Origin of the sequence: Flavobacterium sp. KS-LB2 (genome assembly GCF_036895565.1) — a bacterium.
Taxonomy (GTDB): Bacteria; Bacteroidota; Bacteroidia; order Flavobacteriales; family Flavobacteriaceae; genus Flavobacterium.
Map to the genome: position 1 here is coordinate 1,566,590 of NZ_CP145904.1, position 12,707 is coordinate 1,579,296.

Here is a 12,707-nt window from a genome sequence, read left to right on the forward strand (position 1 = left end):
ATAAATTTCTTTTGGGGTTTGTTATTTGTAATAATAATTTTAAAAATATTATTTTTATTATACCTGAGGATTTTTATCTCCTCAGGTATAAAATTAATTATTTTGTTAAGTATAAATACCCGTCTTTTTTATTTGAAATGATTTTTCCATCATTATCAACAGAGGTATAATTCAAGATATAAAAATAAGTCCCTGTAGGTAATCCAGAAGATTGTTGAACAGTTGATCTACCTCCAGAAATTCCATCAAATGCGTTACTTGTATTATTGTATCCTTTGGTTTCAAAGACTAATACCCCCCAACGATTATAAATCTCTACAGTATTATCTGGGTAACAAACAGTATCATCAATGTTATCAATTATAAATTTCTCATTTATTCCGTCACCATTTGGAGAGAATGCATTATGGACTAATACAGTTCCACAAGCTAATACAATACCACCACAATCAGTATTTACCGTCATGATAATTCTTATAGTTCTTGGGCAATTTGCATCATTAATTTTATATTCAAAAGTATAATCTCTAACCGAGAGACCTCCAGCATTAAGTATACTTCCTTGTAAACCTCCTGAATTATTTACATCTACCCAAGTTCCAGTTGCTGTACCAACAGGTAATAAATCGTTTAGATTGGTAGTCGTCGTTTCTCCATCATTACATATTGAACTGTTTATCGTTACAACGCTGTTAGGAATGGTAACATTTATGATTTGAGTAAACTCAGATGCATTTCCACAAGTGTCTGATACAGACCATTTTCTTACTATTGAATAAGAGTTTTCGGTTCTGTTTATTATATTTTCAGTAAAAATAGCTGGAGAAACTGAAGAACAATTGTCAACAAATACAAGCTCAGGTTTAGTAGGTATTGCATCACAATTTATGTTAACTGTTGAATTAAAAGGTGTAGCAGTTGTTGGACCAACAGTATCGATTACATTAATTGTTTGTGAAGCATTAGCCGTATTTCCACAAGCGTCAGTTGCAGTCCAAGTTCTGGTTACAGAATAAGCACCTGCACAAGCACCGTTAGTAGTTGTATCAACGAAAGTTAAAGTTACAGTAGAACCACATCCATCAGTTGCAATGGCTTGAGTAAACTCAGGAATTGCTGGACAAGATATAGTAGACGCAGACGGTAGCTCAGCAATAACAGGAGCAGCAGTATCTTGTACGTTTATAGTTTGTGAAGCATTAGCCGTATTTCCACAAGCGTCAATTGCAGTCCAAGTTCTGGTTACAGAATAAGCACCTGCACAAGCACCGCTAGTAGTTGTATCAACGAAAGTTAAAGTTACAGTAGAACCACATCCATCAGTTGCAATGGCTTGAGTAAACTCAAGAGTTGCTGGACAAGATATAGTTGACGCAGATGGTAGTTCAGCAATAACAGGAGCAGCAGTATCTTGTACGTTTATAGTTTGTGAAGCATTAGCCGTATTTCCACAAGCGTCAGTTGCAGTCCAAGTTCTGGTTACAGAATAAGAACCTGCACAAGCACCGCTAGTAGTTGTATCAACGAAAGTTAAAATTACAGTAGAACCACATCCATCAGTTGCAATGGCTTGAGTAAACTCAGGAGTTGCTGGACAAGATATAGTTGACGCAGATGGTAGTTCAGCAATAATAGGAGCAGCAGTATCTTGAACGTTTATAGTTTGTGAAGCATTAGCCGTATTTCCACAAGCGTCAGTTGCAGTCCAAGTTCTGGTTACAGAATAAGCACCTGCACAAGCACCGCTAGTAGTTGTATCAACGAAAGTTAAAGTTACAGTAGAACCACAGTTGTCGGTTGCAATGGCTTGAGTAAACTCAGGAGTTGCTGGACAAGATATAGTAGACGCAGACGGTAGCTCAGCAATAACAGGAGCAGCAGTATCTTGTACGTTTATAGTTTGTGAAGCATTAGCCGTATTTCCACAAGCGTCAGTTGCAGTCCAAGTTCTGGTTACAGAATAAGCACCTGCACAAGCACTGTTAGTAGTTGTATCTGCAAAAGTTAAAGTTACAGTAGAACCACAGTTGTCGGTTGCAATGGCTGGAGTAAACTCAGGAGTTGCTGGACAAGATATAGTTGACATTTCTGGTAGTTGATTAATTACAGGGGCTACCGTATCTATTACATTAATAGTTTGTGAAGTAGAAGATGAGTTGCTACAAGCATCAGTAAATGTCCAAGTTCTAGTAATAACAAACGAGTTAAGACACTCACCTGGAGTAATCACATCAACCCCTTCAGTGGTAATTTCCCCACTACAATTATCAGTTGCAGTAAGTGATATTATTGCAGGTACATCTGTAGCGCAAGCTACGGTTACTGTTATAGGAGCTTCGGGAGCTATAGGAGCAGTAGTGTCTTTTACACTAAATGTAGCTGATGTTGAAGAACTATTTCCACATGCATCTTTTGCTGTAAATATTACAGTTACTGCAGTTGAACAGTCATTAGAAAGTGTACTAAAATTATTAGACCAAGTTACATCCGAACAATTATCAGATGCAGTTGCTCCACCGTTATTGGCTAACCAAGTAGTAATTGCATTTTGATTCCCTTCGCTATCACATTCAACAGTTATATTTGAAGCAGCTGTAGTAATTATTGGATCCGTTTTATCTTGAATAGTTATCACTTGAGTAAATACTTCGGAGGTATTTCCACAGTCATCACTTACAGTCCAAGTGTTGGTATAAGTTCCAGCATTGGCACATTCAGAAGAAGCAACAAATTCACCACTTACTTTATTGATATTGGCAACATTTGAATCGCATAAATCAGTAGCAGTCGGGAAGGCAGCTTGTGCAATTGCTAAAGCTTCGGTATCGCTACATTCTACAGTTGTGTTTAAAGTAGTTGCTTGAGTGGACCAAGTTGGAGCAGTTGTATCTTGAATAGTTATCACTTGAGTAAATACTTCGGAGGTATTTCCACAGTCATCACTTACAGTCCAAGTGTTGGTATAAGTTCCAGCATTGGCACATTCAGAAGAAGCAACAAATTCACCACTTACTTTATTAATATTGGTAACATCAGCATCACATAAATCAGAGGCAGTCGGGAAGGAAGCTTGAGCAGTCGCCAAAGCTTCGGTATCGCTACATTCTACAGTTGTGTTTAAAGCAGTTGCTTGAGTGGACCAAGTTGGAGCTGTTGTATCTTGAACAGTTATCACTTGAGTAAATACTTCGGAAGTATTTCCACAGTCATCATTTACAGTCCAAGTATTGGTATAAGTTCCAGCATTAGCACATTCAGAAGAAGCAACAAATTCACCACTTACTTTATTGATATTGGCAACATTTGAATCGCATAAATCAGTAGCAGTCGGGAAGGCAGCTTGTGCAATTGTTAAAGCTTCGGTATCGCTACATTCTACAGTTGTGTTTAAAGTAGTTGCTTGAGTGGACCAAGTTGGAGCTGTTGTATCTTGAATAGTTATCACTTGAGTAAATACTTCGGAAGTATTTCCACAGTCATCACTTACAGTCCAAGTGTTGGTATAAGTTCCAGCATTGGCACATTCAGAAGAAGCAACAAATTCACCACTTACTTTATTAATATTGGTAACATCAGCATCACATAAATCAGAGGCAGTCGGGAAGGAAGCTTGAGCAGTCGCCAAAGCTTCGGTATCGCTACATTCTACAGTTGTGTTTAAAGCAGTTGCTTGAGTGGACCAAGTTGGAGCTGTTGTATCTTGAATAGTTATCACTTGAGTAAATACTTCGGAAGTATTTCCACAGTCATCACTTACAGTCCAAGTATTGGTATAGGTTCCAGCATTGGCACATTCAGAAGAGGCAAGGAATTCACCGACTACTTTAGTGATATTTGTAACATCCATATCACAATTGTCTTTTGCTATAGGATTAAGAGATTGAGCAGCTGCCAAAGCTTCTGGATTATTACATTCAATTGAAGTGTTTAAAGCAGTTGCTGTGGTAATCCAAGTTGGAGAACTCGTATCTATAATTTTAATAGTTTGAGTTGAAGTAGTTTTATTTCCACATGCATCGGCTACAGTCCAAGTTCTAGAAATCACTTTATTCCCAACACAAAGACTAGTAGGTTTCAAACAAACACTTTTAAATTTAACACTACCATTTACATTAGCTTGTTTTTTTGAGTATATAAACCAATTTCCGTTCATAGATCCTGTAAATTCTTCAAAGCTAGAAACAAAAGAAGATACTCCAATAATATTATTTGAAGAAGTAGTTTCTCCATTTGGTATCAAGTTTTGATTAATTCCATCTTGAATAAAATCGTTATTATTCCATTTTGTATAACCTGAACTATTAGGATAAAAAACAGGTAAATATAATTCTTGAGTATTTGATGATTCATCATCACATTCCCCTCCTTCACAATAAGGGCCAACTAATTTAATTGCTTGACCACTTGGAGCAACTAAAATAAATTCAGCTCTACCTTTTCCTTGATTTGTTTCGAATGCCAAACTAATTTTTTCAATATTAGCAGCTGTTAAATTATCAAAGCCAGATATAGTAAAAGGAAAATAATTCCCATTTCCTGCATTTATTTCTTGCTCATCAAAACTTCCAAAACATTCAGAATCAACATACGTAGCTAATGGATTAGAATCGCAATTATCTTGAATATTAGTTACTGTACCAGTTGAACTTGTACTTATGTCTGCAAGACAATTTTCATCACTTGAAATAGTTATGTCTGCAGGGGTAGTAAAAGTTGGAGCACTATTGTCAATTACAGTAATAGTTTGAACAAAATTAGCAGAAGTGTTTCCACAACCATCCGTAAAGTTCCAAGTACGTACTCTAGTATAAGCATTGGTACAATTAGCATCTGCAGTTGTCACATCGCTTACTAAAACTTTAGTTGGAGCAAGTGTACAATTGTCGGTAGCAGCAGGCGATAAAGCCAAAGCAGCAGTTATGCCTTCAGTGTTGTTGCATTGTAATGTTTGGTTTAATGAAGCTGTTGTTGTAGTTACAACAGGAGCCGTATTGTCAATCACAGTAATAGTTTGAACAAAATTAGTAGAAGTGTTTCCACAACCATCCGTAAAGTTCCAAGTTCTAACTCTTACATAAGCATTGGTACAATTAGCATCTGCAGTTGTCACATCACTTACTAAAACTTTAGTTGGAGCAAGCGTACAATTATCGGTAGCGGCAGGAGATAAAGCCAAAGCAGCAGTTATACCTTCAGTATTGTTGCATTGAAGGGTTTGGTTTAATGAAGCAGCGGTTGTAGTTACAACAGGAGCCGTATTGTCAATTACAGTAATAGTTTGAACAAAATTAGCAGAAGTGTTTCCACAACCATCAGTAAAGTTCCAAGTACGTACTCTAGTATAAGCATTGGTACAATTAGCATCTGCAGTTGTCACATCGCTCACTAAAACTTTATTTGGAGTAAGGGTACAATTATCGGTAGCAGCAGGCGATAAAGCCAAAGCAGCAGTTATACCTTCAGTATTGTTGCATTGTAATGTTTGGTTTAATGAAGCTGCGGTTGTAGTTACAACAGGAGCGGTATTGTCAATTACAGTAATAGTTTGAACAAAATTAGCAGAAGTGTTTCCACAACCATCCGTAAAGTTCCAAGTTCTAACTCTTACATAAGCATTGGTACAATTAGCATCTGCAGTTGTCACATCGCTCACTAAAACTTTATTTGGAGTAAGCGTACAATTATCGGTAGCGGCAGGAGATAAAGCCAAAGCAGCAGTTATATCAGCAGTATTATTGCATTGCAGCGTTTGGTTTAATGAACCAGCAGTTGTTGTTACAACAGGAGCAGTATTATCAATTACAGTAATAGTTTGAACAAAATTAGCCGAAGTATTTCCACAGCCATCGGTAAAGTTCCAAGTACGTACTCTTACATAAGCATTAGAACAATTAGCATCAGCGGTAGTAACATCACTCACTAAATTTTTAGTTGGAGCAAGCGTACAATTGTCTGTAGCAGCTGGAGATAAAGCCAAAGCAGTAGTTATATCAGCAGTATTATTGCATTGCAGCGTTTGGTTTAATGAACCAGCAGTTGTTGTTACAACAGGAGCAGTATTATCAATTACAGTAATAGTTTGAACAAAATTAGCCGAAGTATTTCCACAGCCATCGGTAAAGTTCCAAGTACGTACTCTTACATAAGCATTAGAACAATTAGCATCAGCGGTAGTAACATCACTCACTAAATTTTTAGTTGGAGCAAGCGTACAATTGTCTGTAGCAGCTGGAGATAAAGCCAAAGCAGCAGTTATATCAGCAGTATTATTGCATTGCAGCGTTTGGTTTAATGAACCAGTAGTTGTTGTTACAACAGGAGCAGTATTATCAATTACAGTAATAGTTTGAAAAAAATTAGCAGAAGTGTTTCCACAACCATCGGTAAAGTTCCAAGTACGTACTCTTACATAAGCATTGGCACAATTAGCATCAGCGGTAGTAACATCACTCACTAAATTTTTAGTTGGAGCTAGCGTACAATTGTCTGTAGCAGCTGGAGATAAAGCCAAAGCAGCAGTTATATCAGCAGTATTATTGCATTGCAGCGTTTGGTTTAATGAACCAGCAGTTGTTGTTACAATAGGAGCAGTATTATCAATTACAGTAATAGTTTGAACAAAATTAGCCGAAGTATTTCCACAGCCATCGGTAAAGTTCCAAGTACGTACTCTTACATAAGCATTGGCACAATTAGCATCAGCGGTAGTAACATCACTCACTAAATTTTTAGTTGGAGCTAGCGTACAATTGTCTGTAGCAGCTGGAGATAAAGCCAAAGCAGCAGTTATATCAACAGTATTATTGCATTGTAGCGTTTGGTTTAATGAACCAGCAGTTGTTGTTACAACAGGAGCAGTATTATCAATTACAGTAATAGTTTGAACAAAATTAGCCGAAGTATTTCCACAACCATCGGTAAAGTTCCAAGTACGTACTCTTACATAAGCATTGGCACAATTAGCATCAGCGGTAGTAACATCACTCACTAAATTTTTAGTTGGAGTAAGCGTACAATTGTCGGTAGCAGCTGGAGATAAAGCCAAAGCAGCAGTTATATCAGCAGTATTATTGCATTGCAGCGTTTGGTTTAATGAACCAGTAGTTGTTGTTACAACAGGAGCAGTATTATCAATTACAGTAATAGTTTGAACAAAATTAGCCGAAGTATTTCCACAACCATCGGTAAAGTTCCAAGTACGTACTCTTACATAAGCATTGGCACAATTAGCATCAGCGGTAGTAACATCACTCACTAAATTTTTAGTTGGAGCAAGCGTACAATTGTCTGTAGCAGCTGGAGATAAAGCCAAAGCAGCAGTTATATCAGCAGTATTATTGCATTGCAGCGTTTGGTTTAATGAACCAGCAGTTGTTGTTACAACAGGAGCAGTATTATCAATTACAGTTATTGTTTTTGTACAAGTTGAAATACATCCATTTGCATCAGTAATTACTAATGTTAATAAAAATGTTTCATTACAACCTGAACCAGCTGTTACAGAAACAGATTGAGAATTTGAATTTCCTACAATCGTACCATTTCCTGAAATACTCCATGAATAATTAGCACTTATTGGAGCTGAATAAATGTTAGAAGTTGACAAAGGGCATAATGGTCCATCTGAACCCGAAATAGAACAAGTGAGTGGTGGACTAACGGATATGATTACATCATCAGTTACTGTACATTGTGATCCAGATCCAGATATTGGTCCTGTTACAACTGTTAGTCTAAATGTTGCAGAATTTCCAGTGATAGTAACATTTGAATTAAGATTATTTGGATTATCAATAGTAGCGATACCACTTATTAATGACCAAGTCTTGGATATAACTTGATAGCCATTGCTAGGTATTGCTGATCCTTGAAGTGTATATGGCAATCCAGAACAAACCGTTGCATCATCTCCTGCATCAGAACTTCCTAAAGTAAGGTTGTCAATAGCAACTGGGTTAAAAAAATCTTTAATAGCAGCAGATGACGAAGTTGAAGTTTTAGATTTAACAAAAACAGTTTTTATTTTAAGGCTAGTACATGGATCTATTGCCCCTAATACTGCAGTTAAATTTACTGCTGATTCAATAAATGTGTTTTGAAGATAACTATTAACCCCAAATGCTTGATATGGTACAGGTATATTACTAGTATTTCCCGCTGCAAATACGGAGTTAAGAGGTAAAGATGAAAAGTAAGTTTTGTATTCCCATATACCGCCAACAAGTTCCCATCGTTGAATGTCAAATTTAGCAACACCATTTTCAAAATATACAGTTAATAAAAAATCGCCTAATGTTCTTCCACCAGTTGAGGCTGGAGCTGAAGTAGCAAAACCAGTAGCTGTCTTACTCATAGGCGTTTGAAGAAATTCAAAATCTACATAAGCATTTCCGCTATTACTTAGACGGTCAGCTGCAAAAATAACCCATACATTTCCATTTGCATCAGTCGTTAAATGGATTAATGCATTGTTCATATCAGTTTTATCATTGGCTGTACCTGGAGTCCATGACCAACTGTTAGGGTTGTCACCTACTTTATCACCTCCACCAAAAATATTATCTAAGGAAGTATTATATGGATCATATAGGTGATAAGTAGTACCTGTATTTAAAGGGCCTCCTGAATTGTTAAGAATAAAGCCACCTGTGCCAGTCCCATCAACCCAATCTCCAGCGGCTGTATTCGCAATAAGAGTACCGTCAATATTAAATCCTCCACTTGGAGTATTAATAGGAGCAACACCAGCTCCTATTTGAGAAAGAGATACCGTTGTTAAACTTAAAAAGAATAATAAAAAAATTGAAAATAATCTTGTCGAATGAGTAAAATTTGATTTCATATTGATTTGTTTTAAATCGTTAGAAAGTTTAAATATTCTAAAATTGCTAAAGGGTTATTTAACAATTTTTATCAGAATTAAAAGAAGAATAGTTTGGATTAAAATATTTAGTCGGTGTTGAATTTGATTCAATTTTTATTGAAACTAAATAACATATAGGTGCATTAATACAGAAAATTCTCTTTGATTCAGAGCTTATGATTTGTATTAAATTTTTCCTGTATTTTGGAGTTTTAAATGATAAATATAGATTACAAACGAACATTAAGAAAGTAAGTAAAAGAAAGGTAATTTTTGTTTTCATAACAGTCAAATTTTTAATTTATTAGTACTAAATTTAATTTTGTAGTTATTTGATAAATTGAAAATCAATTTTTTATTAAAAAAATAAAGTGAAAAAATATTTTAACCTAATCATTAACAATATTTAGATTTTAACTATTTTTTTTCAAAATTTTGAGAGATTAAAATTTTCTTTCGGGGATTGAAGAACCTTTTAATCGTATTATTTTAGATGTTAAAGCGCTTAATAACAAAGTGTTAATTCATTGTATTAAAATTACGAAGAATTAATAGTTTTGATTTTTTTTCTCTATAACTAACCTAAATACTCGTTTAAATGTACTTTCTTTATGAAGAATTTAGTTTTTCATTTAAAAAGATTAACAATTGCTTTGTTTTTTTTAACAAGCTAAAAGAGAGTGGTTTATAGAATTTAACTTATTTTTTATAGGACTTTAAATGCATTATCTAATCCAGTTTATTGTTGCTTTATGTTTATTTATAAAATCAAAAAACCTCGAAAGTTTTACTTTCGAGGTTTATGTAATTGTTTAATGTGATTAATTAGTTCAAGTTACAAATGCTAATTTACAGAGCAGTAATAATAAATTCACTTCTTCTATTGAGTTGATGTTCCTCTTCGGAACAAATTACATCATCCGCACATTTATTTACGAGTTGAGTTTCACCATATCCTTTCCCTGTCAATCTGCTTGAATCAATACCATTTTTAACTAACCAGTTGATGGTTGATTTGGCTCTTCTTTCAGATAAAGCCTCATTATATTTGAATGTTTGTCTACTGTCAGTATGTGATCGTATATCAATTTTCATGTTTGGATTCTGATTTAATACATCTAATATTTTTTCTAGATCCAGCGCAGCTTCTTGTCTAATATTAGATTTGTCTAAATCGAAATAAATCATTTTGATTCCGAAACATTTTCCTAAATCATCACCAACAGCTACTTTGCATATTTCTTTTTCTAATGCAATTGGCAGGTAGGTTTTTCCAGTTGTAGCACCGATAGTTATTTTTTCTTCTTTTGTTTTGTACTCTGTTTTTTCAGCTCTTATATTGTATGTTTTTCCACATTCAACCGTAAAACTATACTTTCCTTTTTCATCTGAAGTAGCAGTATTAACAAGCTTAAACTGGCTATCATATAGTGTTATTTTAGTATTGTTAAGTATTTCACCCGTTTTTAGATCGGTTATTTCACCATAAAGTAGTTGTTCACAAATTAGTTTTCTTGTTTCCAAAAATTTATAGATATCATCATATCCTTGACCACCATCTCTATTGGATGTAAAAAAACCTTTTCTAGATTTTGTATCAATTAAATAGGCAAAATCATCTTTGGGAGAGTTTACATCAGCCCCTACATTTTGCACTTCACTAAAAGTAGCATCTGTATTTATTTTCGACATAAATACATCTAATCCACCAAGTCCAGGATGTCCATCAGAAGCAAAGTAAATTTCATTTTCATCATTAATAAAAGGGAATGTTTCTCTTCCTTCGGTATTAATTGTACTTCCTAAATTTTCAGGAGTCCCAAAAGTACCATCTTCATTTATTCTTACTTTGAATAAGTCAGATTGTCCTAATGTTCCTGGCATATCAGAGGCGAAATATAATGTTTTTTCATCTGGACTTAGTGCAGGATGTGCTGTACTGTAACTGTCACTGTCAAAAGGTAGTTCGGTTACATTAGTCCATTTGTCATTCTCTAGTGTAGCTTTGTATATTTTAATTAAAGTAATTTTATTTCCATCTTTACCTTTTTTACCGTCCAAGTAGTTGTTTCGAGTAAAATACATTGTTTTTCCATCCTTGGTAAAAGTAGGAGTAGATTCATGAAACTTAGAGTTAATAGTCCCATCAAATTTTTTCGGAGTACTAGGAGTCATATCTTCTCCTAAATCAGCAGTGTACAAGTTTGTAAAATACTGATTGGTCCATTTGTGTTTTCTTTGTCCCAGACTACCAGTATCTCTAGCAGAAGCAAAAACTAATTTGTTTGAATATAGAGTAGTTCCATAATCAGAATAGATAGAGTTTATTCCAGCATCTTCCACTTTATACCTTCCAGAATTAGCTTTTATAGCCTCTAGATAGTTGGTGTTTTTTTTAAAGAGTTTGGCTCTACTGTCGTTTACTGATTTTTGGTTGAATATTTCCATCATCTCATTTGCTTTGTCATTTTGATCGATTGCTCTTAAAGACTGTGCATAACGATAATAATATTCAGGTTCTAAATTGGCGGTATCCAAAGTAAATAATTCAGTATACCATTTAGCTGCTTTATCAAACTCTGCATTAAAGTAGTAGGCATTTCCTAACTTTTTGAATAGATCCACTGATTTATATCCTTTTTCAGCTATTCTTTCATAGGTTTTGATGGCATCTACATAGGCATAGCCGTCATACTTTTTATCGGCTGTAGCCAATTTTGCTTTTTGGGAATAAATGTTAATAGAAAAAACACTTACTATTGCTATGTAAAGGAGTATATTTTTTTTCATAATAATTGTTTTTAAAAGAATCTAGGAGTTATTATTTTGTCATTATTTTTAAATATTTCATAACGTAAAAATATTTCATGAGAACCAGAATTATAATTGTTTAATCGAGTTGTCTCATGGTCATAACCATATCCTATATACATTCCGTCGGTAACTTGAAATCCAACCATTGCACTTACTGCCGCCGACCATCTATAAGCTAATCCAACAACAAATTTATCATTAAACATAAAATTTCCTGATACATCTACTTGTAGTGGAGCACCTTCAACGATTTTAGTTAGTAATGCTGGTTTAAATTTTACGCTAGTATTCAAATCAAAAACATAACCTGCGATTAAGTAGTAATTAATTTTTTCTTTAAAAATGGCTACTTCATTATCATCATAGCGATTACTTTCGATGAAATTAGGCACTGAAAATCCTACATAAGCTTTGTCAGAATGTAAATAAACCCCTGCACCAAAATTAGGAGTGAATTTATTATTAAAATCACGTAAACTCGGATCATCGTCAACAGGATTTAATCGGTTTACATCTAAATTGAAAATGTTAGCTGTTGCTTTGATTCCAAACGATAATTTAAAAGTTTCAGAAGTAGGAATTGTGTATGATAAATCAGCCGCAATTGTATTTTCGGTGGTAGGTCCAATTTTATCATTTATAATCGATACTCCCAAACCTAAATTACTTTGGTTTAATGGAGTATTGACAGAAGCAGCATTAGTAACTGGCGCACCGTCAAGACCTACCCATTGAGTACGATGTAGTGCAAAAATACTTAAAGCGCCTCTTGATCCAGCATAAGCTGGATTGATATTTATTGTGTTGTACATATATTGAGTAAATTGTGCATCTTGTTGCGCATAACTTACAAATACTGTAAACATCAAAGCGAAAGAAAATAATTTTGTTTTCATAGTAGATATTTATTATTTAAAATTATCTATCGAACTCATTTAAAAGAATCCGGCAGGTCGGTTTGATAAATTTCTTTTGGGGTTTGTTATTTGTAATAATAATTTTAAAAATATTATTTTTATTATACCTGAGG

Annotated in this window: 3 protein-coding genes; all 3 read right to left on the reverse strand. The window is 34.5% G+C overall.

What is annotated here, in order from left to right; all coding sequences use genetic code 11:
• Positions 1-97: 97 nt before the first annotated feature.
• The 3 genes from V5J73_RS06680 to V5J73_RS06690 all read right to left on the reverse strand — a co-directional run bounded on the left by V5J73_RS06680 (position 98) and on the right by V5J73_RS06690 (position 12,573).
• Positions 98-8,842 carry an HYR-like domain-containing protein gene (locus tag V5J73_RS06680; protein WP_338648446.1) on the reverse strand — a complete coding sequence of 2,915 codons (8,745 nt, stop codon included), beginning with the start codon at positions 8,840-8,842 and terminating at the stop codon, positions 98-100.
• Between the two features lie 870 nt (positions 8,843-9,712).
• Positions 9,713-11,653, reverse strand: coding sequence for an OmpA family protein (locus V5J73_RS06685; RefSeq protein ID WP_338648447.1), 1,941 nt, complete (start codon positions 11,651-11,653; stop codon positions 9,713-9,715).
• Between the two features lie 11 nt (positions 11,654-11,664).
• Positions 11,665-12,573 (reverse strand): PorP/SprF family type IX secretion system membrane protein, encoded by a 909-nt coding sequence (locus tag V5J73_RS06690; protein ID WP_338648445.1) that lies wholly within the window; start codon positions 12,571-12,573, stop codon positions 11,665-11,667.
• Positions 12,574-12,707 lie beyond the last annotated feature (134 nt).

Bases quoted from the DNA above. Each gene is read 5' to 3' on its own strand.
- V5J73_RS06690 (WP_338648445.1), bottom strand. From the start codon at position 12,573: ATGAAAACAAAATTATTTTCTTTCGCTTTGATGTTTACAGTATTTGTA.
- V5J73_RS06680 (WP_338648446.1), bottom strand. From the start codon at position 8,842: ATGAAATCAAATTTTACTCATTCGACAAGATTATTTTCAATTTTTTTA.
- V5J73_RS06685 (WP_338648447.1), bottom strand. From the start codon at position 11,653: ATGAAAAAAAATATACTCCTTTACATAGCAATAGTAAGTGTTTTTTCT.